The 25,551-nt window shown below is 66.9% G+C and carries 25 protein-coding genes; 11 read left to right on the top strand and 14 right to left on the bottom strand.

The window, feature by feature from the left end; all coding sequences use genetic code 11:
- The first annotated feature begins 21 nt into the window (after positions 1-21).
- Complete coding sequence (locus tag KIK15_RS13585) at positions 22-831, top strand: LLM class F420-dependent oxidoreductase (protein WP_214245224.1); 810 nt, start codon at positions 22-24, stop codon at positions 829-831.
- Between the two features lie 75 nt (positions 832-906).
- Here the strand turns inward: KIK15_RS13585 and KIK15_RS13580 are convergent, their stop codons facing one another.
- Positions 907-1,812 carry a hypothetical protein gene (locus tag KIK15_RS13580; protein ID WP_214245223.1) on the bottom strand — a complete coding sequence of 302 codons (906 nt, stop codon included), beginning with the start codon at positions 1,810-1,812 and terminating at the stop codon, positions 907-909.
- Positions 1,813-2,176: 364 nt separating this feature from the next.
- Between KIK15_RS13580 and KIK15_RS13575 the strand changes: the two genes are divergently transcribed.
- Entirely contained in the window at positions 2,177-2,611 is a 435-nt protein-coding gene (locus tag KIK15_RS13575) for a thiol-disulfide oxidoreductase DCC family protein (protein ID WP_214245222.1), read from the top strand.
- Here KIK15_RS13575 and KIK15_RS13570 read toward each other — a convergent pair.
- From KIK15_RS13570 to KIK15_RS13540, 7 genes are all read right to left on the bottom strand, one after another.
- Positions 2,589-3,692: an NAD(P)-dependent alcohol dehydrogenase gene (locus tag KIK15_RS13570; protein ID WP_214245221.1), complete on the bottom strand. Its 1,104-nt coding sequence runs from the start codon at positions 3,690-3,692 to the stop codon at positions 2,589-2,591. The genes KIK15_RS13575 and KIK15_RS13570 overlap by 23 nt on opposite strands.
- Before the next feature lie 44 nt (positions 3,693-3,736).
- Complete coding sequence (locus KIK15_RS13565; RefSeq protein WP_214245220.1) at positions 3,737-5,185, bottom strand: aldehyde dehydrogenase family protein; 1,449 nt, start codon at positions 5,183-5,185, stop codon at positions 3,737-3,739.
- Positions 5,186-5,249: 64 nt separating this feature from the next.
- Positions 5,250-6,107 (bottom strand): CoA ester lyase, encoded by an 858-nt coding sequence (locus KIK15_RS13560; RefSeq protein WP_307851887.1) that lies wholly within the window; start codon positions 6,105-6,107, stop codon positions 5,250-5,252.
- A complete protein-coding gene (locus KIK15_RS13555; RefSeq protein WP_250324584.1) occupies positions 6,104-7,576 on the bottom strand; it encodes an aldehyde dehydrogenase family protein in 1,473 nt (490 codons plus the stop codon). Before KIK15_RS13555 ends, KIK15_RS13560 begins: the two co-directional genes overlap by 4 nt.
- Positions 7,573-8,742 (bottom strand): CaiB/BaiF CoA-transferase family protein, encoded by a 1,170-nt coding sequence (locus tag KIK15_RS13550; protein WP_214245219.1) that lies wholly within the window; start codon positions 8,740-8,742, stop codon positions 7,573-7,575. Before KIK15_RS13550 ends, KIK15_RS13555 begins: the two co-directional genes overlap by 4 nt.
- Positions 8,739-9,503: an SDR family oxidoreductase gene (locus KIK15_RS13545; protein ID WP_214245218.1), complete on the bottom strand. Its 765-nt coding sequence runs from the start codon at positions 9,501-9,503 to the stop codon at positions 8,739-8,741. The genes KIK15_RS13550 and KIK15_RS13545 overlap by 4 nt, the downstream gene beginning before the upstream one ends.
- 156 nt (positions 9,504-9,659) lie before the next feature.
- Positions 9,660-10,337, bottom strand: a complete 678-nt coding sequence (locus KIK15_RS13540) for a GntR family transcriptional regulator (RefSeq protein ID WP_214245217.1) — start codon at positions 10,335-10,337, stop codon at positions 9,660-9,662.
- A 105-nt stretch (positions 10,338-10,442) separates the two neighbouring features.
- Here KIK15_RS13540 and KIK15_RS13535 point away from each other — a divergent pair, with 105 nt between their 5' ends.
- Positions 10,443-12,110 (top strand): FumA C-terminus/TtdB family hydratase beta subunit, encoded by a 1,668-nt coding sequence (locus KIK15_RS13535; RefSeq protein ID WP_214245216.1) that lies wholly within the window; start codon positions 10,443-10,445, stop codon positions 12,108-12,110.
- Between the two features lie 107 nt (positions 12,111-12,217).
- Positions 12,218-14,338 (top strand): PhoX family phosphatase, encoded by a 2,121-nt coding sequence (locus tag KIK15_RS13530; RefSeq protein WP_214245215.1) that lies wholly within the window; start codon positions 12,218-12,220, stop codon positions 14,336-14,338.
- 117 nt (positions 14,339-14,455) lie between these two features.
- On the opposite strand, the gene KIK15_RS13525 is transcribed toward KIK15_RS13530, so the two are convergent.
- Genes KIK15_RS13525 through KIK15_RS13510 form a run of 4 tightly spaced genes read right to left on the bottom strand, consistent with a single transcriptional unit; the run spans position 14,456 to position 19,671 of the window.
- Positions 14,456-15,481, bottom strand: coding sequence for a CNNM domain-containing protein (locus KIK15_RS13525; RefSeq protein WP_214245214.1), 1,026 nt, complete (start codon positions 15,479-15,481; stop codon positions 14,456-14,458).
- Positions 15,478-16,866 (bottom strand): hemolysin family protein, encoded by a 1,389-nt coding sequence (locus KIK15_RS13520; RefSeq protein ID WP_214245213.1) that lies wholly within the window; start codon positions 16,864-16,866, stop codon positions 15,478-15,480. Before KIK15_RS13520 ends, KIK15_RS13525 begins: the two co-directional genes overlap by 4 nt.
- A gap of 40 nt (positions 16,867-16,906) precedes the next feature.
- Positions 16,907-18,247 carry an amylo-alpha-1,6-glucosidase gene (locus tag KIK15_RS13515; RefSeq protein WP_214245212.1) on the bottom strand — a complete coding sequence of 447 codons (1,341 nt, stop codon included), beginning with the start codon at positions 18,245-18,247 and terminating at the stop codon, positions 16,907-16,909.
- 56 nt (positions 18,248-18,303) lie between these two features.
- Positions 18,304-19,671 (bottom strand): cytochrome P450, encoded by a 1,368-nt coding sequence (locus tag KIK15_RS13510; protein ID WP_374222854.1) that lies wholly within the window; start codon positions 19,669-19,671, stop codon positions 18,304-18,306.
- A 129-nt stretch (positions 19,672-19,800) separates the two neighbouring features.
- On the opposite strand from KIK15_RS13510, the gene KIK15_RS13505 reads away from it, so the two are divergent.
- The 3 genes from KIK15_RS13505 (at position 19,801) to KIK15_RS18785 (ending at position 22,374) form a co-directional block, all read left to right on the top strand.
- A complete protein-coding gene (locus KIK15_RS13505; RefSeq protein WP_214245211.1) occupies positions 19,801-20,451 on the top strand; it encodes a TetR/AcrR family transcriptional regulator in 651 nt (216 codons plus the stop codon).
- Positions 20,452-20,462: 11 nt separating this feature from the next.
- Positions 20,463-21,137, top strand: coding sequence for an SDR family oxidoreductase (locus KIK15_RS13500; RefSeq protein WP_214245210.1), 675 nt, complete (start codon positions 20,463-20,465; stop codon positions 21,135-21,137).
- 112 nt (positions 21,138-21,249) lie between these two features.
- Entirely contained in the window at positions 21,250-22,374 is a 1,125-nt protein-coding gene (locus KIK15_RS18785; RefSeq protein ID WP_214245209.1) for a diguanylate cyclase, read from the top strand.
- A 22-nt stretch (positions 22,375-22,396) separates the two neighbouring features.
- On the opposite strand, the gene KIK15_RS13490 is transcribed toward KIK15_RS18785, so the two are convergent.
- Entirely contained in the window at positions 22,397-22,894 is a 498-nt protein-coding gene (locus KIK15_RS13490; protein ID WP_214245208.1) for a DUF427 domain-containing protein, read from the bottom strand.
- A gap of 150 nt (positions 22,895-23,044) precedes the next feature.
- Between KIK15_RS13490 and KIK15_RS13485 the strand changes: the two genes are divergently transcribed.
- Genes KIK15_RS13485 through KIK15_RS13470 form a run of 4 tightly spaced genes read left to right on the top strand, consistent with a single transcriptional unit; the run spans position 23,045 to position 24,881 of the window.
- Positions 23,045-23,512, top strand: a complete 468-nt coding sequence (locus KIK15_RS13485; RefSeq protein ID WP_214245207.1) for a MarR family winged helix-turn-helix transcriptional regulator — start codon at positions 23,045-23,047, stop codon at positions 23,510-23,512.
- Positions 23,509-23,892: a DUF5313 family protein gene (locus tag KIK15_RS13480; protein ID WP_307851885.1), complete on the top strand. Its 384-nt coding sequence runs from the start codon at positions 23,509-23,511 to the stop codon at positions 23,890-23,892. Before KIK15_RS13485 ends, KIK15_RS13480 begins: the two co-directional genes overlap by 4 nt.
- A 7-nt stretch (positions 23,893-23,899) precedes the next feature.
- Positions 23,900-24,349: a hypothetical protein gene (locus tag KIK15_RS13475; RefSeq protein ID WP_214245206.1), complete on the top strand. Its 450-nt coding sequence runs from the start codon at positions 23,900-23,902 to the stop codon at positions 24,347-24,349.
- 19 nt (positions 24,350-24,368) lie between these two features.
- On the top strand, positions 24,369-24,881 hold the full coding sequence (locus KIK15_RS13470) for a hypothetical protein (RefSeq protein WP_214245205.1): 513 nt from the start codon (positions 24,369-24,371) through the stop codon (positions 24,879-24,881).
- Between the two features lie 63 nt (positions 24,882-24,944).
- On the opposite strand, the gene KIK15_RS13465 is transcribed toward KIK15_RS13470, so the two are convergent.
- The gene (locus KIK15_RS13465; RefSeq protein WP_214245204.1) at positions 24,945-25,442 is read right to left on the bottom strand and encodes a hypothetical protein; all 498 of its coding nucleotides are present in this window, start codon (positions 25,440-25,442) and stop codon (positions 24,945-24,947) included.
- Positions 25,443-25,551: the final 109 nt, after the last annotated feature.

The following is a 25,551-nucleotide window of genomic DNA, read 5'->3' as shown; positions in this document are numbered from 1 at the left end:
CGCGCGTGTAGACCTGAAGCCATGGCTCACAACATCCGCATCGGCGTTCAGATCCAACCGCAACACTCCCCCGACTACTCCTCGATCCGCGACGCGGTGTCGCGCGCCGAGGAGGTCGGCGTGGACGTCGCCTTCAACTGGGATCACTTCTTCCCGCTGTACGGCGATCCCGACGGCGCCCACTTCGAGTGTTGGACCATGTTGGGTGCCTGGGCCGAACAGACCAGCCGCATCGAGATCGGCGCCCTGGTCAGCTGCAACTCTTACCGCAACCCAGAACTGTTGGCCGACATGGCGCGCACGGTCGACCACATCTCCGGCGGTCGACTGATACTCGGCATCGGGTCGGGGTGGTTTCAGCGTGACTACGACGAGTACGGCTACGAGTTCGGTACCGCCGGTTCACGTCTGAACGATCTCGGTACCGCGCTGCCGCGGATCGTGGAGCGCTGGGGCAAGTTGAACCCCGCACCCACCCGCCAGATCCCCATCCTCATCGGTGGGGGCGGGGAGAAGAAGACTCTGAAGTTCGTGGCCCAGTACGCCCAGACCTGGCACTACTTCGTCGACGTGGAGTCATACCGCCACAAGTCGGGCGTGCTGGCGGCTCACTGCGCCGACGCCGGACGGGACGCGGCGGAGATCGAGCACTCGGCGGGCGTCGAGTTCGACCGCACCGTGCCCACCGACGAGGGCCTGAAAGCGTTGGTGGCCAAGGCCGAAGCCCTCAAGGCCGAGGGCGTCACCTTCTTCACCGTCGGCGTCAACGGCCCCGACTACGACATGACCCCACTGGCCGAACTCTGCCGCTGGCGCGACTCCCAGAGCTGACCCGGACCCGCTCGGCGGTACGGCGGTGACCAGCCAGAGTCGCCACGAGGGGGTGACTCTGGCTGGTCGATGCCGCTACTCCTTCTCCAGGATGTGGTAGGTCTGATCGACCGCGAACATGAGGTTCGTCGCCGTGACGCCGAAGTGCGGGTTGTTCGGATCCAGAGCCTGCTGGCGGGTGCTGGTGATCCCGGCCAGGTAGGCCCCGTCTGCGCCGAGCCTGAAGATCGGGCATCCCGAGTCGCCGGGCAGCGAGTAGCGCACCTGCGAGAAGAACGCGTTGGGGATACCCCTGCCCTCTATCCGCGGGATCACAACCTGCTCACCGGGTGAGAACGACCCGCAGTACCGGTAGTCACCTTGAAGATCGGTGGCGTAGCCCTTGACCGGGTGGACAGTCCGGGCGTCTCGACCGAATTGCGAGCAGGTCACCCTGCCACTGGCCCGCGGAAAGTAGCTTGTCGGACCGACACCGGTGCATCCGATCGAGGATGATCCAGGGGCACAGTAGAAATTCTTACTTCCTTTTCTGCCCGGTTCGACCTTGATGAAAGCGACGTCGGCATTGTCGAGCTTCTTGTCGATGTAGCCCATGACCTCCCCGGAAGTCACCGCCGAGAAACTGTCGCCCACGTTGCCGCAATGGCCTGCGGTCACCAACCAGCGAGTGTTGGCGAAGCCGACGGTCAAGATGTTGCGGAGAATCTCCCAGGGGCCAGGCAGCAGAACGGCTCCAACCGTGCAGTCAACATTGCCGTTGGTCGATTGCGTGATGTTTCGAATCCGGTCGCCCGCATAGATGGGGGCTGACGAGTTGAAGCCACCCTCCTGTGGCAGCACGCCAAGCGGTGCGGCAGCGTGGTTGGGCGCCGCCGCAGCAGGCTGAGCGACGGCCGTCGGCGCGGAGGCCACGAGGCCGCCGAGAACGGCCACCGCACAGGCGAAGCCGTACAACCTTCTCGATTTGTTGAACAATTTCATGAAAACTCCCCGCTTGTGGTGTGTCTGAATGACGTTCGGACGCTAACAGCCCGATGCAGGAATAGTTCACTCGTGAACTGCATTGTTCGCGAATATTGTCCAGATTCAACGATCCGTCGATACGTGAAATTGCGTGACTACGCCTTTTCGTCTGATTTCCACGAGCCGCGTACACACCAACTGTTCACGGTTCTGTGACACAACATTGTCCTTGACCGCCGTATAGTTGGCGGCCGTTTGCCCGGCTCGAGGAAACCGGCGTTTTCGTGGAATGTTCTCGATCAGAAATCGCCGATCCCGCACCGGCGCAGCACTGTGGCCAGAGCCACGCAGCGCGGCGCACCCGCCCGCGCATACTGGAGACATGGGATCTCGCAGCGCATACTCGACCACCGCAGGCACGCTGTACTTCGACGGGGACTGCGGGATGTGTACCCGCGCGGTCAATGTGCTGCGCCGCATCAACCGCACCGGGCGCCTGACGTTGACACCGCTGCAGGAACCCGGACTGGCCCACCGACTGGGCATCACGCACCAGCAGCTGATGGCCTCCATCTGGTGGATCGGTGACGACGGCGCGATCGCCTCGGCCGCGCGCGCAGCCAACCTCGCCGTCGCCACCGCCACCGGCGTGCGGGTGCCGTTGTGGCTCTACATGATCCCCGGCGTGGGGTGGACCCAGGAGAAGGTGTACGCCTGGGTGGCCACCCACCGTCAGTACTTCCCCGGGGTCACCCCGTACTGCGAACACGCCCCGCAGGAGTGCGGGCGCTCGGTCACATCACCAACACCGGCTTGACCACTTCTCCATGTTCGGAGGCCACGAAAGCATCCCCGATCTCGGCGAACGGGAATGTCTGGATCAGCTTGTCGAAGGGGAACAGGCCCGCGCGGTACAGCCGGATCAGCCTGGGGATGAACACCTGTGGCACCGAGTCGCCCTCGATGATCGCCTTCAACGACCACCCGCGCAGCAACGACGATCCGGTCTCCAACGCCACCTCTGATCCGATGGGCGCTTGGCCCAGCAACCCGGCCACCCCACGGATGGCCAACGAGTCCACCGCCTGTCGCAGCACCGGCGGCACACCCGTGGTCTCCAGGGCGTAGTTCACTCCCGCCCCGGCGGTGATGTCCATGATCGCGGCCACCGGATCCCCGTCGGCGACGTCGACGGTGTGGGTGGCGCCCAACTCCCGAGCGAATTCCAAGCGCTTGGCCATGCGATCCACAGCAATGATCGTGGTGCACCCGGCCACCCGCGACGCGAGCAGCGCAGCATCGCCCACCGCGCCGGCGCCGAAGATGGCGATCGATGAACCCGCCTCGGGGGCCAGGGAGTTGAGCACCGCGCCGGCTCCGGTCTGGATACCGCAACCCAGCGGCCCGAGGATCTCCAACGGCACGTCCTCGTCGTCGACCCGCACCACCGACCGCATGGACACCGTGGCGTGGGTGGCGAAGGACGACTGTCCGAAGAAGTGCGACGAGACCCGCTCACCGCCACAGGTCAGCGACGTCGAGCCATCGGGTCGGCCGCCGCCGAAATTGTAGGCGCCGAACTCTGCGCAGTACCCCGGCGCACCGGAGGAGCATGCGCTGCACGTGCCACACGAGTTGAACGACAACACGACCCGATCACCGGGGGCCACGTTCGTCACGCCCGGACCGACGGCCTCCACCATCCCCGCGCCTTCGTGGCCCAGCACCGCCGGCAACGGCATCGGGACCAGCTGATCTCGGATCACCTGATCGGTGTGGCACACCCCGCAGGCCACCATCCGTACCCGGACCTCGGCTGGTCCCGGGTCAGCGAGGTCGAGATCCATCAACTCGAACGGGGCCCCGCTACCGGCCACCACCGCACCTGTCACCTTCATGCCGTTCTCCTCGTCGGTCGAGAGCTCATCTGTGGACCGTCAGCTCACTTGTGGAACATCAGGGTCTTGGTGTTGGTGAAGCCAGTCAGCCCCTCGGCGCCGTTCTCCACCCCGAGTCCCGAGCATTTGTGTCCGCCGAACGGCACATCGATGCCGTGGATGTGGATCTCGTTGACCCACACCGTGCCCGTCTCCAGGCGGCCCGCGATGCGCGCCGCCTGCTCCCGACCGCCCCACACCGACCCACCGAGCCCGAACTCGGTGTCGTTGGCCCGGGCCACCACTTCGTCCTCGGTGTCGAACGACAGAATCGGCAGCACCGGACCAAAGGGCTCCTCGCGAACGATGCGACTGTCCTCAGGCGGGTTGTCGACGATGGTGATGGGCACGAAGTTGCCGGGCCGATCCACGTCGATCTGACCGCCGAGCGGCACGCGGTAACCGTTGGCCTCGATGTCGGCGAACATGCTGCGCAGCTTCTCGTACTGCATGGTGTTCTGGATGGGGCCTAGATCGGTCTGGGGGTCCATGCCGTCGCCGACGGTCTTGGTGGCGCAGTACTTCACGAACTCGTCGACGAACTGCGAGTGGATGGAGCTGTGGACGTACAGCCGTTTGATGGCGATGCACCACTGCCCGGAGTTGCCGAAAGCGGCGTCGAACAGCTTGGGGATCAACGACTTCCAGTCGGCATCGGCCAATACGATGGCAGCGTCGTTGCCCCCGAGTTCCAGGGTGATGCGCTTGAGGTTGCCCGCCCCGCTGGCCATCACCTTCTTGCCGGTGGCGGTGGACCCGGTGAAGCTGATCTTGGCGACGTCAGGATGTTCGCACAGCAACTGGCCGATCTCGTTGCCACCGGAGACGACGTTGAGCACACCGGGCGGCAGCACGCGGGCGGCGATCTCACCGAAGCGTAAGCTGCACAACGGTGTGTACGGAGATGGCTTGAGCACCATGGTGTTCCCGGTGATCAGCGCCGGAGCCACCTTCCACAGTCCCAACAACACCGGGAAGTTCCACGGCGTGATGGCACCCACGACGCCGAGCGGCACGTGATGCACCTCCACGCGGTGGTCGTCGTCGTCCTCGATCACCTCCACGGGGACCGTGCGCTGCGCAACCTCCCGCACCCAGAAGATGGCGGCGTCCACCTCGGAGGCAGCCATGGTGTGGCGGGGTTTACCCTGCTCGGTGGTCAGCAGCGTGGCCAGCTCGTCGCGGTGGCTGTCGAGGGCGTCGGCGTAGCGGGTGAGGTAGGCGCTGCGCTGCTCCCACGACAGCCCCGACCACGATGCGACGGCTGCCTTCGCGGCCGCCACCGCTGCGTTGAGCTCGTCGGCTCCACCGTCGGGCGCCTGCGCGATCACCGCGCCGGTGGCCGGGTTGGGCACATCGAATGTCGTTGTGGCCTCGCGGAGTTCACCGTTGATGCTCAACCGGTAGGGCCCGGTGAAGTCGACGGGGTTGTCGGTGGGGATCACTGCGGTCATGGCGTCTCCTTTGATTGAATGCGGATCGTCCGGGGGCAGATCGTCGGGCGGGTCGCGAACTCGGTCAGATGGCTGCGCGCGCAAGCACGCGGCGAGCGCTACGGGCCACGGCTTCATCGATCATCACGCCGTCGTGGGCGATCGCTCCAGCTCCCCCGTGCACCCCGGCGTCGAGGGCGTCGACGATGGCGCGGGCTCGGCGCACCTCGGCGTCGGCGGGGGTGAAAACCGCAGTCACCGTAGCGATCTGGGCGGGGTGGATCACCCACTTGCCGTCGAGGCCCATCTGACGGGCGCGCACGGCGGCAGCGCGTAGCGCGTCGTCATCGGCCACCGACAGCACTGGCCCGTCGATCACGTCGATGCCGGCGACGCGGGCGGCGAGCAACACGCGATCCTGTACGCCGGACCAGACCTCACCAGGGGCGTCGAGGGGTCGCTCGAGGGACGCGGCGAGGTCGGCGTAACCGATGATGAGGCTGCGCAAGCGTGAACTGCACCGGGCAATCTGGTGCAGCGCGGCCAGCCCAGCCGCTGATTCGATCAGCGCCTGAATCCCACAACCCGCCCGGCCACTGCGGTCGATTCGCCGGCCCACCAGCTCGATGTCAGCAGCGGATTCGACTTTGGGCACCACCACCGACGAGACGGCCGGTGCAGCCAGGGCGACGTCGAGGTCAGCGGCACCCCATTGCGTGCCGATCGGGTTGATGCGCACGCTCAGCGCAGGGCCGCCGGCGGGCTGGTCCCAGGTGCGCACGAACCTCGACAACGCCTCGCGGGCAGACGTTTTCCGTTCAGTGGCGACCGCGTCCTCGAGGTCGAAGACCACCTCGTCCGCGCCGCAGCCTGCGGCCTTGGCCATCTTGCGTTCGTCGCCGGCCGGGACGACCAGCACCGCTCGCCGCACCGTGTCGTTCACAGCGTCACCACCACGGTCTTGGTCGCGCTGAACGCGTCGAGTGCCTCATACCCTTTCTCTCGGCCGTAGCCGGACTTGCCGAAGCCACCGAACGGCAACTCGACCCCACCGCCGGCTCCGTAGGCGTTGACGTAGACCTGACCTGCGCGCAGCTCAGCGGCCATCCGGTGCGCCCGTGAGAGGTCGCGGGTCCACACTGCGGCCAGCAAGCCGTATGGCGTGCCGTTAGCCAGCGCGATGGCGTGGTCTTCGTCGTCAAAGGTGTTGATAGTCAGGACTGGACCGAAGATCTCTTCCTGGGCGATGGGCGCAGTTGGGTCGACGCCCACGATGACGGTGGGCGCGAAGTAGGCCCCCGCGGACAGCTGCGGATCGGTGGGCGCGGTGCCGCCGAGGACCACCTCCCCGGTGGTGACGGCATCGATCATCGACTGCACCCGCCGCTGCTGGGTTCGTGACACCAACGGTCCGAGGTCGGGGTCGTCGAGGCCGGGGCCCATCCGAACGGCCTGCAGCCGCTGCACCACGTCGGCGACGACGGCATCGGCGATGTCGCGCTGCACCAGCAGACGTGAACCGGCCGAACAGGTCTGGCCTGCGTTCTGCAGGATGGCCCGGGCCACGGTCGCTGCTGCGGTGGACAGGTTGGCGTCGGCGAAAACGATCTGCGGTGACTTGCCACCGAGCTCGAGGACTGTGGGCACGACCCGATCGGCGGCGGCGTGGGCGATGAGGGAACCGACCTCGGTCGATCCGACGAACCCCAGGTGGTCGACCCCGGGGTGGTCGACCAAGGCCGAACCCGCCTGGGGGCCGGCGCCGGTGACCACGTTGAACACCCCGTCGGGGACTCCGGCCTGTTGCGCGAGTCGAGCGAATTCCACTGCGGTCCGGGGTGTTTCCTCAGCCGGTTTGACCACCGAGCAGTTGCCCACCGCGATGGCCGGGGCCACCGCCCGCGACAGCAACTGCATCGGGTAGTTCCAGGCCAAGACGTGACCGGTCACCCCGAACGGTTCGCGTCGCGTGTAGGCGTGGGTGTCGGGTTCCAGCGGGATGGTGTGTCCGTAGTGGCTGTCGATGGCGTGGCCGTAGAAGCGGAAGTAGCGGGCGGCCACCAGCGCATCGTTTCGGGCCTGCGACAACGGTTTTCCGGTGTCTTCGCTCTCCAGTACGGCCAGTCGCTCGGCGTCCGCGGCGATCAGGTCGGCGAGTCGACACAGGATCTCGGCGCGGGCGGCGGGGGCCACACGCCGCCAGTCGCGGGTGGCGGCCCGCGCTGCGGTCACCGCCTGGTCGACTTCGGCTTCGCCGCCTGCGGCGACCGGCCCCAGGGACTGCCCGGTGGCCGGGTCGATGTTGTCGAAGGTGTCGGTCGAAGCCACCGACTGACCCGCAATGAACGACTGGGTGACCGCTGCGGCGTTCGATGACGTTGCCGTGGGGGGGAACTCGTGCATCGTTGTCATGACGAGGACTCCTGGGTGTCGCGTAGCCAGGTGATGATGGGCTCGTTGTGCTCGCCCACCGCGGGCACCGGATCCATCCGCGGCGGCCGGTCGGGGAAGGTGATGGCAGGCAGCACCGCGCTGATCGTCCCCCGCGGCGTCTGCACGCTGCGCAGTCGGTCGCGCGCACGCAGCTGCGGGTGATCCATCACCTCGGTCACCGACCGCATCCGCGAGTGCGCGATGTTACCTGCTCGCAGCCTCGCCTCGAGTTCGCCGACCGACAGGGTGGCGAGAACAGCGTCGATGTCGTCCTGCAACGCCTTTCGGTTGGCCACCCGCGCGCTGCCGGTCGCGAACCGGGGGTCGTCGGCAAGCTGCGGTTGCCGCAGCACCAAGGTGCAGAATGACGCCCACTCCCGTTCGTTCTGCACCGACAGCACCACCTCCGCACCGTCGCCGGCGGCGAACGCACCGTACGGTGCGATGGCCGCGTGGCTGGTTCCGGCCCGTGCCGGCGCGTGTCCCCCATACTCGGCGTAGTACATCGGATACCCCATCCACTCGACCAGCGAGTCGAACAGGCTGATGTCCAACGCCGCTGCGCGACCGGTCTTCTCACGGTCATAGAGGGCTGTGAGGATGCCGGAGAAGGCATACATGCCCGCGCCGATGTCGGCCGCGGGGATACCGGACTTGGCGGGCTGATCTGGGCTACCAGTCACTGACACCAGACCGGCTTCGGCTTGGATCAACAGATCGTAGGCCTTGGCGTCCCGGTACGGACCGGTGGTGCCGTATCCGGAGATGGAGCAGGTGATCAAGCGCGGGTTGCGCTTCTGAAGGGCGGCAGCACCCAGTCCGAGACGCTCGACCGCGCCGGGGGCGAAGTTCTGGACGAAGACGTCAGCTCGGGAGAGCAGTTGCAGCAGAACCGATTTGTCATCGTCGTCTTTGAGGTCAAGAGCGATGCTCTCCTTGGACCTGTTGAGCCAGACGAAGTGGCTGGACTGGCCGTACACGGTCTCGTCGTAGGCGCGGGCGAAGTCGCCGGTGCCCGGACGTTCCACTTTGATCACCCGCGCTCCGAGATCGGCGAGCTGGCGGGTGGCCATCGGCGCCGCCACAGCCTGCTCGCACGACACCACCAGCACACCGTCCAGCGGGAGGGCATGTGACGCAGTCATAGGGCGCGCCCCCCATCGACGGGCAACACCGACCCGGTGATGAAACGCGCTGCATCCGAGGCCAGAAACACGATGCCCTCAGCGATGTCGGCGGGAGTGGCCAAGCGGCCCAACGGGATACCCGCGATGAACCGTTCGCGCGCGGCGGCCGGGTCATCGGGTCCCAGGAAACTGGGCAGCATCGGGGTGTCGGTGGCCACCGGTGCCACCGCGTTCACCCGGATGTCGGGGGCGAGTTCGATGGCCAGGGTTCGGGCAAGGTGATTGGCGGCGGCCTTGCTGGGCGCGTACGCGCTGAACCCACGCCGGGTGCGTTCACCCATCACCGAGCCGGTGATGACGATCGAGCCGCCGGCACCGCCGGCCCGCATGGCAGGCACCGCGGCGCGCGCGCACAGCCACACTCCCTTGACGTTGACGTCGAAGACGCGGGCGAACTGCTCTTCGTCGAGGTCGAGCGCCGGAGTGGGCAGATGGGTGATGCCGGCGTTGGCCACCAGGATGTCGAGGCGGCCGAAGGTGTCCACGGCACTGTCGACCGCGCTTTGGACCGAGTCGGCGTCGGCGACGTCGCAGTGCACCGCCAGCGCTAGGTCGGGGTCGACCACCTGCTGGGCTGCATCCTTGGCGGCCACCTCGTCGAGGTCGGCGATCACCACCGATGCGCCGGTTCGAGCGAGCTGTTCGACGGCGGCACGCCCGATTCCGCTGGCGCCGCCGGTGACCACTGCGACTCTGCCGGTCAGGTCATGACTGTTCACGGGGCCTCCTCGGTGGTGGACGCGGTGGACCCGAACCGATGTGATGGCGTGGGTCACATGTTCCCTTCCACCATGCATCAAAACAGTGGTGATGCACAAGTATGATAATCATGCATTCTTTGCACCGGGCATGGCCGGCGACCTGCAACTAGGTGCTCAGTTCTCGGCGATGTCGAACGGGTCGCGCCCAGCAACGCCGTCGATCTGTTCAGCCAGCGACAAGTAGCCGTGCATGATGTGCTGCTCGGTGACTTCAGCCGCCCGATCTGCGTCACCGGCTCGCACGGCGTCGACGATCATCGCGTGCTCTATGGCCGACTGACTCATCCGACTTCCGCTACTGAGCATCAGGTCCCAGGGGAACGCGCGCCACATCCCGGCGATCTCGTCGCGCAGCGCAGGTAGTCCGCACCGATCGTAGAAGTGAAAATGAAACCGCCGGTTCAGCTCTCGCGCCAGTGCCGCGTCACCCGCTGCTTGGGCACCCGACAGCTGCTCCAGGATGGCCTGCGCCGCACGCAGATCGCGCGGTGACATCCGGTCGACCACTCGACGCATTGCATAGGCCTCGGTCAATCGTCGCACCACGTAGACACCGGTGATCCGGGACAGATCCACGCCGGCGACGCGCACTCCGCGATGCGGCTCAGACACCAGCAGCCCCTCGGCCACCAGCTGCTGCAGGGCTTCGCGCACCGGGGTGATGCTGGCCGAAAACCGTTGGGCCAGATCATCTTGACGTAGGCGCTCACCGCGCGCGAGCTCGCCCGAGAGCACCAGTCGACGCAACTCGTCGACAATGAGCTCGCTCTTGGTCAGGGCCTGATCGGTCATCGGCTCGCATTCGATTGTGGACGGTGGCACGTGCCGGCGGGTACACCTGGGAATGCATGACCCGTCGCACCATGCATTATCGCGAGCCGTGAGCCTGGAGGACAAATGGTGATATCCGAATCGTTCGATCACTCCACCCTGCTGCCGGTCGCCCCAGACACCACCACTCGGTTCCGAGCACTCGATCTGCCCGCGCCGGAGGTGGTGCGCCACGGCGACCTCGAATTGCTGCACCTGCCCGCACAGACCCTGCGCGCGCTCGCACGTACCGCAATCGACGACATCTCCCACCTACTGCGCACCTCGCATCTGCAACAGTTGCGCCGCATCGTCGACGATCCGGAGTCCAGCGCCAACGACCGCTATGTGGCCACTGATCTGCTGCACAATGCGGTCATCGCCTCGGGCCGAGTACTACCGATGTGCCAGGACACCGGCACCGCGATCGTCACCGGCAAGCGTGGTCGGCGCGTCTTCACCGACGGCGACGACGAACGCCAACTGGCCCACGGCATTGCCGATGCCTACCGCGAACTGAACCTGCGGTACTCCCAACTCGCCCCGCTGAGCATGTTCGACGAGACCAACACCGGCACCAACTTGCCGGCCCAGATCGAGATTGCCGCCGCCGGCGACGACACCTACGAGCTTTTGTTCATGGCCAAGGGTGGCGGCAGCGCCAACAAGAGCTTTCTGTTCCAAGAGACCAAGGCGGTCCTCAACCCCACCTCGCTGCGCACGTTCCTACGCGAGAAAATCGCCGCGCTGGGCACCTCAGCCTGCCCGCCGTATCACCTCGCGGTGGTGGTGGGGGGTACCTCGGCCGAGTTCGCACTCAAGACCGCCAAACTCGCCTCGGCGCATGCTCTCGACGGACTACCCACCTGCGGTTCACCGTCGGGACACGGGTTTCGTGATCTGGAGTGGGAGCACGAGATCCTCTCCATGACAGAGGAATTGGGAATCGGGGCCCAATTCGGCGGCAAGTACTTCTGCCATGACGTGCGGGTAGTACGGCTGCCCCGCCACGGCGGATCGTGCCCGATCGCGCTGGCCGTCTCCTGCTCGGCCGATCGCCAGGCCACCGCGAAGATCACCCGAGACGGCATCTTCCTCGAACAACTCGAGACCGACCCGGCCCAGTTCCTGCCCGAGGTGACCGAATCCGACCTGGGCGCCGAGGTGATCGAGGTCGATCTCGACGGCGGGATCGACCACATCCGAACCCAGCTGCACGGTGTGGCGGTGGGCACCCGGTTGTCGCTCACCGGGACTCTGATCGTGGCCCGCGACTTGGTGCACGCCGCCCTCAAGCAGCGTCTGGATGCCGGAGACCCGCTGCCGCAGTATCTGATCGATCACCCCGTGTACTACGCCGGCCCCGCCAAGACGCCGACCGGTGCGGTGTCGGGGTCGTTCGGACCCACCACCGCCGGCCGGATGGACTCGTACGTCGAACAGTTCCAGGCCGCAGGCGGATCGCTGATCATGCTGGCCAAAGGCAACCGATCGGCGGCCGTGGCCCGAAGCTGCGCTACGCACGGCGGGTTCTACCTCGGGACCATCGGCGGACCAGCCGCCCGGATCGCCGCCGAGTGCATCACCGACGTCGCTGTGCTCGACTACGCCGAGCTGGGCATGGAAGCGGTGTGGCGCATCCAGGTTCGCGACTTTCCCGCTTTCGTCGTCGTCGACGACACCGGGCGCGACTTCTTCGCCCGCGACGATTCCGGCGTGCTGGTGAACCTTGGACCGACCGTCCGAACCACCTGAACCCGCCCGCCGTGGCGCTTTGCCGTTCGTTTACTTTTCGCTTGAGAGCGCTTCACCTCGGTTGCGTACGGTTCGCGCGTCCAGCCCTCTTGCCCCCGGGAGATCTCGTGGTCCGCATTCCGCTCACCTTGTTCACCTCTGATCGCACCGCCGACCCCGACTCCGCGTCCGGTGGAACGTGCAGAACTGCGGGTGGGTCGTCGCGCGCGCACGTCACCTGTCGCTACAAGTGTGGTGACGCGTGCTCGCAGCAGCCGGGCAACGTCAGCGACAACGAATACTTCGGCGACATCGTGCGCCAGATGGTGTCTCGTCGCTCTCTGCTCAAGGGAACGGCCGGGGTGGCCGTGGCGGTCGGGGCCACCTCCGCGCTGGCGGCGTGCGGCAGCAGCGACAAACCACAGGCCACCAGCTACACCCCAGAGGTGACCGGCACCGGAAACGGTTCGCGCGGCATGAACTTCACCCCCGTGCAGCCCAACACCGCCGATGCCGTGGTGATCCCCGACGGCTACGAGCAGCAGATCGTCATCCGCTGGGGCGACCCGGTGCTGCCGGGGGCGCCGGAGTTCGACGCCGCCAACCAGACCCCTGAGGCCCAGGAGATGCAGTTCGGGTTCAACAACGATTTCGCCGGCCTCATCCCGGTCGACGGCACCGCCGATCGCTTCTACCTGGTGTGCAACCAGGAGTACACCACCGAAGAGTTCATGTTCACCGCCTACAAGGTGGGTGAGCCCACCGAGGCTCAGGCCCGCACGTCAATGGCCGCGCACGGCATCACCGTGATCGAGGTGAAGACCGAACCTGGCAGCGGCAAGCTGACTCCTGTTGTGGGCAAACGCAATCGGCGCATTCACGCCTCCAGCGAGTTCCGCCTGACCGGGCCCGCGGCGGGCAGTGAGTTCGTCAAGACCAGCGCCGACCCCGACGGGACGACGATCCTGGGCACCATCGCCAACTGCTCGGGCGGCATCACCCCGTGGGGCACCATGCTCTCCGGCGAGGAGAACTTCAACAGCTACTTCACCGGCGTGTCCAAGGTCACCGACGCGACCGCCGCCGAGCGACTCAAGCGCTACAGCTTCGACGACGAGGCCGACAACCACAAGTGGGGTTCCTACGAGTCGCGGTTCGACCTGTCGAAGGATCCCAACGAGGCCAACCGGTTCGGCTACATCGTCGAGGTCAACCCGCACGACCCGACCTCCACCCCGATCAAGCACTCGGCGCTGGGACGCACCAAGCACGAGTCGGCCAACATCCACGTCACCGACGACGGCACCGTGGTGGCCTACACCGGCGACGACGAGCGTTTCGAGTACATCTACAAGTTCGTGTCCAGCCGAAAGATCAAGCGCGGCAACTCAAAGTCGGCGCTGGCCCACAACATGGGCATCCTCGAGTACGGCACCCTCTACGTGGCCACCCTCACCGGCGACTCCCCGGAGAAGTTCGACGGGTCGGGGGCGCTGCCCGCCGACGGCAAATTCTCCGGCACCGGTGAGTGGAAGCCGCTGCTGACGGTGTCCGAGGACGGGAAGGCCGAGTCGAAGGTGGCCGGCATGTCTGCCGCCGAGGTGGCGGTGTTCACCCGGATGGCCGCAGACGCGGTGGGCGCCACCAAGATGGACCGCCCCGAGGACATCGAGCCCCACCCCAAGACGGGCAAGGTGTACTGCGCGCTGACCAACAACTCCAAGCGCGGCACCGAGGGCAAGGCCGCCGCCGATGAGGCCAACCCGCGCAACGAGAACAAGAACGGTCAGATCATCGAGTTCACCGACGACCACGCGGGCACCACGTTCAGCTGGGAGTTGCTGCTGGTGTGCGGTGACCCGGCCGAGGCCGACACCTACTACGGCGGATTCGACAAGACCAAGGTGAGCCCCATCTCGTGTCCGGACAACGTGGCCTTCGACCCGCACGGCAACCTGTGGATCTCCACCGACGGCAACGCACTCAAGAGCAACGACGGGCTGTTCGCGGTGACGCTGGAGGGACCGAATCGTGGTGAGACCAAACAGTTCCTGACCGTGCCCGCCGGCGCAGAGACCTGCGGACCGATCATCACCGAAGACCGCGTGATCGTGTGCGTGCAGCATCCGGGCGAGGTGGACGGGTTCAACGCCGACAAGCGCGCGTCGAGCTGGCCCGACGGCAACGGCGCCCTGCCCCGCCCGGCCGTGGTGGCCGTATGGAAGAAGGACGGCAAGATCGGCGTCTGACCCCCCCGACCGCACCGACCGCACCGACCGCACCACCGACACCCTTCGCGCTCCACTTTTTGACCCGCGCCCCGGTTATCCCTGGAGCGAACGGCAGAAAGTGGAGCGCGAATACGCTCAGGCGGTGACCGCCGTGGGCCGCAAGGTGGCTGCGACATCGGCCAACGTGAGAACTGCCCGCGACCGATGCGCGTCGGCGGCGACCACCGCGATGTGGATCTGTGACGTCTGCATCCGTGCCAGCACCTCGAGCACTGCGTCGGTCGGCGCCACCTGCAGGATCGGACGCATCACCTCCGACGCCGAGGTGACGTTCGGGCCCAAAGCGTCACGCGCATGGACGAATCCGACGATCCGCGACGCCGAGACCACCGGCAGCCTCAGGTGCCCGGACTCCTGTGCCACCCGGCGGATCTCCGCCGGCGGGTCGGTGACGGCCACCGTGGCCAGCTCGGTGCCCCGGGTGCCCCGTCTGCGATCGAGTAGATCGCCGACGGTCAAAGTGTGTACCGACAGCGCCTGCAGCAGGCGGTCACGTCGCCCATCGTCGAGGGTGCCCGCGCGGGAGGAATGCTCGATCAGTTGCCGCAAGCCGGCGATGGTCTGACTTGCGCTGGTCTCGTCGACCGGGGTCACCCCGCAGGCCACCACCATCCGGTTCGCCAGGGCGTTGAGGCCGCGTAGCAGTGGCCCGGTGATGATGAGGAATCCACGCATCGGTAGCGCCAACAGCTTCGCTCCCCGCTCGGGGTAGGCGATGGCCCACGACTTGGGTGCCATCTCCCCGACCACCAGGTGCAAGAAAGTGACCACGAACAGCGCCAGCAGGAAGGCCACCACGTCGGCCAGAGTCTTGGGCAGTCCCACATCGGTGAGCAGCGGCGTGAGGCTGTAGTGCACAGCGGGTTTCGTCACCGCACCCAGCGCCAAGGTGCACACGGTGATGCCCAGTTGGGCACCCGCGAGAAGCAACGACAGGTCCGTGGCGTTGCGCAGCGCCGCCCGCGCCGCCCGGTTCGACGATGCTTCGTCGGCCAGCCGATGGGTACGCGCCGCGATGACGGCGAACTCCGCGGCCACGAAGAACGCGCTGGCCGCGATGAGGCCGATGGTCACCACGACCACCACGAGGGGATTGCTCATGGCTGCACGCCGTCCGGCGAGCTGGACAACGACACGGTGAGCTGACTGGGGACCCGACGCGCGACCGACACCACGGTCAACCGCATCTGACGTCGAACGGGATCGTCGCGATGGGCGTAATCCAATGCGACCTCTGGCAATTCGACCTCGACGACATCGCCGGGCTGCAGCAGACGCTGGGCGGCGGAGATCGCCAGACCGGCAACGGTCTCGTAATCGCCCTCGGGCGTGGCGAACCCGACCAGGCGAGACAACTCGTCCACCGGCAGGTGGCCGGCCACTGTCCACTCACCGCGGCCGACCGGTGCGGTGGGCACCTTCTCGTCGTGCTCGTCGGCCAGCTCGCCCAACCACTCCTCGACGATGTCGTCGTCGGTGAGAATGCCTGCGATGTCACCGTATTCATCGATGATGACCGCGAACTGAACTCCGGCAGTGACCATTTCCTGTTCGGCGACGGGCAGCGTCACCGACTGCGGCAGCACCAGCGGTGGGCGCGCCACATCCGCGACGGTCCGCGCGGTGCCGTCGGCCACATCACGCGCGGGGTCGAGCACATCATGCAGGCTCACCACCCCCACCACGTTCAGCGCCTCGTCCACCACCGGATACCGGGTGTGCCCACCAGTCATCTGCTCGCGGGCCTGCTCGATGGTCGTTTCCGGACTCATCGTCGCCACCACCGCTCGCGGGGTCATCGCGTGTTCGACGGTGCGGTCGGGGAAATCGATGATGCGGTCCAACATGATCGACATCGTCGGATCGATGTCGCCGGTGTTGCGAGACAGGGCGACGATGTGGATCAGATCCTCTGGCGTGGCCGACTGATCCACATCGTGGACGGCCTCGATCCGCAACACTCGAAGCAACGCTTCGGCGGAGCGGTCGAACAGCGCGATCAGGGGTCCGAACACGCGCATGTAGATCAGCGTCGAGGGCGCCAGCCGGCGCGCCAGCGGATCGGGGACGGCGATGGCGAGGTTCTTGGGGAACAGTTCACCGAGCAACATCTGGATGACCGTCGACGCCACGACCGCGATGACAGCGCCGAAAGCGACACCGGTCGCGGTGCCCATGGAGACACCGGCGATGGAGATGTCACCGAGGATGCGGCCCACACCGGATCCGATGAGCGGCTCGGCCACGTAGCCGACCAGCAACCCGGTGACCGTGATGCCCAGCTGGGCGCCCGACAACATGAACGAGGTGCGTTTGGTGACCGCGAGTGCCCGGGTGGCCGAGGTGTCCCCCGCGGTGGCCGCGGCCGCAAGGCGCGACCGGTCGACCGCCATGTAGGCGAACTCTTGGGCCACGAAGTACCCGGTGAACCCGGTGATGGCAATCACGGCGAGCAGACCGAGGATGACGCCGAGGAACTCCACCACCTCGATTATGCCTGGCCGGCTGCGTCTGGTGAGTGGCCCGTCAGTCGAGCCAGTCCAGCACCGATGCTGCAGTCCAGCTCTGTTGCATGCTGCCCAACGGTTCTCCGGTGAACGGTTCGTAGTACTCGGCGAACGAGCCCTCGCGGACCTGACGCAGACCCTCCTCACGCAAGCGGGCCGCCCTCTCCGGCCAGCCCCGGCGGGCGAACGCCCACGAGAACAGCCACGTCATCACCGGCCACACCGGACCCCGCCAGTACTCGCGCGGTTTGAAGTTGGCTGCGATCGGTGAGTTCGACGGCGGCACCGCGTATCTCAGGTCCGGATGACCACAGAACCGGGGGCCTTCAAAGGCGCGGAGCAACGCCCGCTCACGCTCGCGAGAGAGCCCGCCGCACAGCAGGGGCGCGAACCCGGCGATGGTCTCGGTGTTGATCCACCGACCCGCCCGGAGGTCGAAATCCCGGGCGGTGTTGGTCCTTTCGCTGGTGGCAGCCACCACGCCGCTGCGGAACCGGTCCGACCACGCCCGTAGGTCACGCACATCTGCCCGCGGTTTGGAGTAGTCCTCCCCGATGGTGGCCAGCACGTCGCAGGCCATCGCGAAGATCGCGCTGACGAAGACGTCTTCGACGGCGAAATCCAGCACGCCCGGAAGCAGCGCATCGTCGTAGTGGGCCCGTTTCATCTGTTCCACCAACCACAGGTACCGGTCGTACTCCAGATCCGACGGGCGCATCGAGGCGTCGGAGACGTGATCGAGGTCGGCGCGATGATACGGCGGAAGATCTGATCCTGGAACAACATTGGCGTAGGCACTGTCCCAGCGCGGTGAGTTGTCCATGCCGGACTCCCAGCCGTGAAAGATGGTGACGCGGCCGCGGCCCTGCGGGTCACGCGCGTCGGCCAGCCAGCGGTGCCAGCGCACCAGATTGCCCCACCGGCGGTCGAGGAACTCGTTGGCAACCTGCCGGGTGGTGCGACCGCGACGGCGGGAATGATCCAGGATGCGTTGCACCGCAATGGCATGCACCGGCGGTTGGGTGATGCCGGAGGTGTCGACATGCTGGGGTGCCGCTGCGGCCAGGCTGCGACACTCCCAGCGGGCGGGGCCCGGGAAGTAGCCATCGCGCCCGTTGGCGAACACGATGTGCGGGATCATCCCGTTGGACCACTGCGCCGAGAGCAGGGTGTCCATCTCGATCACGGCCCGTTCCACGCTCAGCGGCGCCAGCCCGACCGTGACGAACGCGGCATCCCAACTCCACATGTGGGGGTAGAGCTTGGGGGCCGCACTGGTCATGGTGCCCAGATCGTTGCCGCGCAGCAGGTAGGCCGCGCGCGCGGAGAGCTGGGTGGGGGTGAAACCCTGGTTTGCCACGGCATCATTGTCGCCGACGCCCACCGCCCACGCCTGTCGGCCCGGGACCGGGCCGGTCAGCGCGGACGCACCACCACCCGGCCACCCTTGGCGGGGCTGAACGCGATCCCGCGCGAATGCCAACCCTCATCCGACGCACCGGTGACCTGCAGATCGTAGGTGCGCAGCAGGGTCCGCAGCACCACGTCGAGTTCCATGTTCGCGAACGCGGCCCCGATGCAGCGCCGAGTCCCACCGCCGTAGGGCAACCACGACATGGGGTTGGGCCGCGAACCCAGGAAGCGGTCCGGGTCGAAGACGCCGGCATGCGCGAACAACGCCTCGTCGGCCTGGATCTGGGCGATGCTGACCAGCAGCACCGTGCCCTTCGGGAACACCCAGTCGCCCAGCGCCATCCGATCGGCCATCACCGTCCGTCCACACAGATCGATGACCGGCCGGGTGCGCTGCACCTCGTGGATCACCGCCTGGCGCAGTACGTTGCGTGGCTGCTCATCCGGGTCGGGGTCGGCCTCACCGTCCACCTCGTCATAGAGGCGGGCCAAGACATCGGGGTGTCGGGTGATCCGTTCGACCGCCCAGGCCAGCGTGTTGGCGGTGGTCTCATGGCCGGCGGCCACCAACGTCAGCAACTGATCGGAGATCTCCGAGTCGGTCATCGGGGCGCCGTCGTCATAGGTGGCGCGCACCATCATCGCCAGGATGTCCACCCGCTGCGCCAGGTTCGGATCGGCTCGTGCCGTGGCGATCAACCGGCCGATCAGTTCGTCGAAGGTCCGCCGGTTGCGGGCGAAACGCACCCACGGCGATCCGGGAAAACGAAACGGCGGCTTGGGTATCGGCGCTATGCGCGACCCCTGCTCGATCCAGGCGGGCATGTCGGCGCGCAGGATCTCCAGCTCTTCGCCGTCGGCGCCGAACACTGCGCGCAGAATGGCGTTGAGGGTGATGCGCATCATCGCCGGCGTGGTCTGCAGGCGCCGGCCGTGCGGCCACGTGGCCAGCTCGCGCGCAGCCTCGGTCTCGATGATCTGTTCGTAGTCACGCATCCGCCGCCCGTGCAGCGGCGGGGTCAACAGCTTGCGTTGTCGGCGATGGGCCTCGCCCTCTTGCGAGAACATCGATTCCCGCCCCAGCACCCGGCCAAGGTTGGGGCGCACGTTGTGGACCACATCGGATCCGGTGAGGAACAGCTGTTTGGCCACGTCGGGATCGCCGATGAGGGCCACTGACCCGAACGTGGGCAGATCCAGGGTGAAGGTGGTCCCGTGTCGGCGCCGCGCGGCCGCGAACAGGCGGCGGCGGTCGAGCAGGAACAACGCGCCCTGCACAGCCCGGGTGAAGTCGGCACGCGGCGGCAGCACGATCGAGGCATCAGGGGCCAGGACTGAAGCACTCGGGGCGTCGGTGGTCACGGCATCCAATCAGGGTCGGGTCGAGAAACGATCGGCGATAATCGGGAACGTCCACGTACCCAGTTGCGACGAGGGTAGCGTTCCATTAGCGCTGGCGATTGTTTTCGACGTCCCAACACCTGTCCGAGGAGTTTCTTCGTGGTTGCACACCCCGCCGCACCCGAGTTGGTCGCCCCGTCGCACGCTCCGGCCGACGCCGAGGTCGGACCGTCGGCGAACTATCGCAAGCGACTCACCGACGGGTTGGCCCAAGCGCTGGTCACCACCTCGTATCGGGACGTGACGATCGCCGACATCGTGCGCAATGCGCACACCTCGCGGCGCACGTTCTACAAGGAGTTCCGAGACCGCGACCACTGCTACTTCACGCTCCTGCGGTCGGTGCACGCCGGCATGATGCGCGATGTGGCCGAGGCGGTGGACCTGACGGCCGACTGGCGTGATCAGGTCGAACAGGCCATCGGCGCATATTTTCGGTCGGTGGCGGCCAACCCTGCAGTCATTCGCAGCTGGGTCCGTGAGCTGCCCAGCCTGGGCGATCCGACCGTGACCGGTCAGGGCAAGCCACGCGACGAGTTCGCTGCCCTGCTGGTGGGTCTCACCCGTAACGAAGCCCTGCGCCGGGCCGGGATCAAGCCGGCATCTGAAGACCTGGCCCGCTTCCTCGTCGGTGGCATCCAGGAGATGACCGCGATGGTGGTCGAGCACGACCGCCCCATCGAGCCGGTCATCGAGGTGGTGGTCTCCTCGACCATCGCATTGCTGATGGCCGGGTCCGGCGAAGGCTGAACGGCCCCCTCATGCCCACCGCGTTGATCACCGGCGCCAGCCGCGGCCTCGGTGCCGCCATCGCCCGCGCTCTGGCCCCGACCTACGACCTGCTGCTGGGTGGACGCCCGTCGGCTGAACTCGACGGCTTGGCCCAGGAGTTGGAGGGCTCGTCGACCTGGACTGTGGAGCTGACCGACCCCGACGAGATGGCCGCCGCGACTGAGGCGATCACCACGCTGGACGTGCTGGTCCACAACGCCGGATTGGGCAGCATCGGCCTCGTGGAGGACACCCCGATCGAAGAGCACCGGCGGCTGATGGAGGTCAACTACTTCGCCCCCGCCGAGCTCACCCGGCTGTTGTTGCCCGCGCTGCGGGCAGCCGACGGACAGGTGGTGTTCATCAACTCCGGCGCCGGACGCACCGCCAACCCGGGCTGGAGTGCCTACGCGGCCACCAAGTTCGCCCTCCGCGCCTTCGCCGACGCACTGCGCTCGGAAGAACCCGGTCTGCGGGTCACCACCGTCTATCCCGGGCGCATCGACACCGACATGCAACGCGAGATCGTCGACGCCGAGGGCGGTGAGTACGACGGGTCACAGTTCCTACAGCCGTCGACCGTCGCTGCCGCCGTCGCCTCGGCTGTCGCCACCCCACGCGACGCGCATCTCACCGAGGTGATCCTGCGGCCCACCAGACGGTGATCGATCCTCTACGGTTGCCACTACACCGGTGCCGGTCGGTCATCGTTGATCCGATGTGGTCAACGTAGGCTGTGCCGCACCACGTCGACAGAACTCGGAGAGAATCGAGACCGTGTCCACAACTGATGGGGGACGTGCAGTCGGGGGGGCGAGCCGAGCATCGACCTGGCATGCCATCGCACAATCGATCTCCGGTGCGATCGCTGCTCTGTCCGGCCTCACCGCCATCGCCTGGCTGGGTTTGCCCGCGGTACCCGGCGGCCCGGACACCACCGCACGCTACGTCCTGCTGGGCATCGGTATCGCGTTGGCGTTGCTGGTCACCGCCCTGTGGGCGCTGCGCACGTGGAACAGTCTGCGCGCGGGGGTGGCGTTCTTGGCGATCGCCGACCTGAGCGTGTTGTCGGCGGCGTTGAGTGCACCCGACGGCCGGGTGGGCCTCACCGTGGCCAGCACCCTGAGCCTGGTCGGCTTGTTCGCGGCGTTCTCCCCGCTGCGCAACGTGGTGATCGCTCAGTGCACCGCCGGCGCGGTGTTGGTGTGCACCGTGCTGGTCGTCGGACTGACGGTGGGCCACGAACCGTTCCTCACGCTGGCTCCGTTCCTGGTGTCGTCGGTGTTCGGCAGCGTGGCGCTGCCGCTCATCCTGCATCTGGGTTTCATGCAATTGACCAGCCGACGCTCGGTGCAGTCGACCGAACCGGTGCGCGACTCCCTCACCGAGGTCCTCACCCGGCACGGCCTGTACGCGGCGGCCACCACCGGTTTGAGCACGCTCAACCGCAAGGAGTTCCTGGTGGTGGTACGGGTGCACCTCGACCAGTTCCACGACATCAGCGTCGGCGATGGGCGCGAGCGAGGCGAACAGGTGCTGCGCCGCATCGCCTCGCGGCTCGCCAACGGGGTGCGCGGCGGCGACCTGGTGGCGCGCACCGGCGACGCCGAGTTCTCGGCGCTGGCCGGTGTCACCCACGAGGGCGTACAGATCTTCGCCAACCGCTTCCGCGAGCTGGTCTTCGACGTGGAGGATCCGGTGCCGGTGAGCGCCAGCGTGGGCGTGGCGTTTCGACCCACCCCGCTGACTGCCGCGCAGGTGCAGGTGGAGATCGATGCTCTGCTGCACCGCGCGGAGGTGGCGATGCTCTCGGCTCAGGAGGCCGGCGGCGACCGCGTAGAGATCGACTGGTCCACCCCGCAGGACGATCCGGTTCAGCGCAGCGACGCCGCTGCGTCCTGACCGTCGCGGCGCCGCACTCGGCTCACCAACCCATCGAGCCGGGGATGCCTTTGAACGGGCCCACCACCGTGCTGGTCACCCAGCCGCCGTAGAAGCCACCGGGCTGCGGGGTGACGGTCTCGCCGTTGACCGTGGCCCGGTCGACCTGGGCGGCCATCACGGCGATCGCGCCGCGGATGGCGGTGAACCCAGGGGTCGGATCCAGGTAGGTCCAGGCAGCCCGCGGTGCCCCCTTCTCCGGGGTCACCAGGTCGTAATAGCTTGCGACGCCCTTCCATTCGCAGTACGACGCACCCTGCGCCTCACGCAGCACGCCGTCGACGAAGGCCTCGCGTGGCAGGTAGTAGGTGGGCGGGTGACTGGTCTCCAGCACGCGCCACCCTCGGGTGGTCGAGGCGATCTCGATGCCACCGAGCTCGATGGTGATCGACCCGGCGAACTCCTCGAGTCGCGGCGGGCGGGGGTAGTCCCAGACCGATTCCTGTCCGGGACCGGGCTTGTCGGGGACCGGGCGCCTCATCGATGGGTACCCCGTCTGATCACATGCCGTCTGATCACATGCCGTCTGGTCACACGGCCAGGGTACGGGCGTGCCCGGGTGTGCCGGCCGCACTCGCACACAGTGTCGAACATCGTGTCCATCAATATTCGGTCCACGTACGATCTACTCATGTCCGCAGACACCCGTGGCCCAACAACCCCGACCGCGATGCGACTCGACCAGCAGGTGTGTTTTGCCATCGGAGTGGCCCACCGGGCAGTGCAGGCGGTGTATCGGCCGCTGCTGGACCCGCTGGGCATCACGCACCCGCAGTTCCTGGTCATGTTGACGCTGTGGGACTCCTCGCCGCGGTCGGTGCGGGAGATCGCCACCGAGCTGCACATGGACGTGGGCACCCTGTCACCACTGTTGCGGCGCCTGGAGGCGGCTGGCTTCGTGACGCGCACCCGCTCGCTGCGCGACGAGCGGGCCCTCGACATCGCGGTCACCCCCGCCGGCCGCAAACTGCGGCTGCGAGCGCTGCGGGTCCCCGAGGCCGTCAACGCATCGTTGGGTCTTTCGCAGAACGATTTCGACGAGTTGTACGCGCTGCTCGAACGCTTCACCGTGGCCGCCCGCACATCGACGGGCCGGTGAGCGTGCAGCGCCGACGTCCCGGCGTCGTCGAGTGGATCCGATACTGCTTTGGTCGTCGACTGCCTGATGATCTGCGCGACTGGGTGCTGCGCGACCTGACTGGCCGTAATTCCTATGTGCGCCACCTGATTCGCGGCATGGTGCCGCTGACCCCGATGTATGCGGCGTTCCTGCTGTTCCCGGGAGCGCTGTGGTTGCGGCTGGCCATGGTGGCGCTGGCGTTGATCTTGGCGCTGTTGTTCTCGGCGGCCTACATGGAACAGAACCGGGCCCGCCGGCTGGAGTTGCACGGCTTGGACCCGACCATTTTGCCTGCGCGCCGCCAAGAGGCCCGCGATCGGGAACGCCAGGCTTACCTGGAGACCTACCGCGACGAGTGAGCTCTACATGCCGAAGGGTCTGCAGTTCCTCAAGGACATTCCGGTGATCGACGTCGCGGCCACCGGGGTGGTCGCCGAACTGCAGACCGTCGACGATCATGAAAAGGGCTGGAGTGAGTCGACCGCTCGGCGCAACGACTGGACCGCCGGGCTGGTGGGGCTCGGCGCGGGTGCCGGCGTGGTCGCGTTGGCGGCTACCTCGGAGGTGACCGTGCCGGTCGGTGTGGTGGCTGCGACAGCGGGTGCAGCGGTCATCGGCACCGGAGACGTTGTCTATCAGGCTTTCCATGAACACTGGTCCGAAGACATCCACGACCACGGTGAGGTGGCGGGGGTGCTCCACGGAACCGGAGACGTTTTCTCCAACACCGGTGAGGACCTTTGGAATCTCGGTAAGGGCGCTGGATCGGCCGTGGGCGATGCGGCGAAATCACTGTGGAAGACCGCGTTCGGATGAGGCAGCCGGGAGGTCGGTGGTGACTGCGTCCACGCGTGAACCCGGGTCCACCGGATTCCGATACTGGCGGCGACGCGTCGTCTTCACCGTGTTCTTCGTGGTGCTGTTGCTGCTCAGCACCTGGATCTCAGTGATCATCATCGATCTCATCGCCACGCAGACGCATGGAGTGATCCGGGTGATCCTGCTCGCCGTCGCGGGCGCTGGGTTGCTCTGGAGTTTCGCCTACGGTTTCAGCCTCCTGCGGCGCACCGACGACGAGAAACGCCTGGGCGTACCGATGATCATGCACAGCGGATCGACCGAAGCGGGACGCACTGCCGCGGGCCGCGCTGGTGTGACCATGGGGATCCTCGGAGGTCCGCTGGTGCTGTTCGCTCAGCTCTTTGTCGTCGGGGTCCTCGCGGCCGCATTGGTGGCCAGCGTGCAGCGCTACAACTCCATCGAGGAGTTCGAGAGGGCGACCGGCAAGAAGGTTCCGCGGCGGACGGCTGCACGTACACCGTGGACCGTCCTGTCCAAGCCCCGGTAGCCGCACCTCTGGGCGGTGACGGCCGCACTTGCGGACACGACATCGGTTCTGGCGACCACTCGTTCAGCTGGTCGGATAACCTCGCTGGCGTTGCCCGTTGCTGATCGACGGAGGACAGGTGTAGCGGCCCTTCTCGATCACCACCACCGTGCCGTCGGAATATTGAAAGTGGTACTTGCTGAACGTGATCGGGTCGGCGCTGTTGGGGCACCGCTGCAGTTTCAGTTCCGGCGCCTTCGCGAACGACGACACCAGGCCACCTATCTCGTCTCTCGACAGCCGCACCGTCGGACCATCCGACTGGGCTGCGAACGACGGCCCGCGATAGCGGCATTCGACGCCTGCAACCGGGGTGGCGGGTAGCAGCTCGTCGCGTGCCTTGGGATGATCGGTGTCGGGCCAGCCAGCATCACTCGACGCCGGACAGCTGAAGTCGATCGGCGTCACCGAGGTGGACGGAGTCGACGGCTGCCCAGAGTCACTGTCGCCGTTGCCCTGTGAACATCCGGCCAGTGTGACGACGATCAGCGCCGCAACGCCGAGACCCCGAACATCCCGCACCACTTCCACCTACCTCGCTCACGCTGACACCGCCACAACCGACGGTACCCACACCCCAGCCCGGCTTGCGTTTTGCCACGTCAGCGCTGGTTTCGTCAGGATTGTCATA

This window comes from Williamsia sp. CHRR-6 (genome assembly GCF_018474015.1).
Taxonomy (GTDB): Bacteria; Actinomycetota; Actinomycetes; order Mycobacteriales; family Mycobacteriaceae; genus Williamsia_A.
This window is presented reverse-complemented; position numbering and strand designations above follow the sequence as displayed.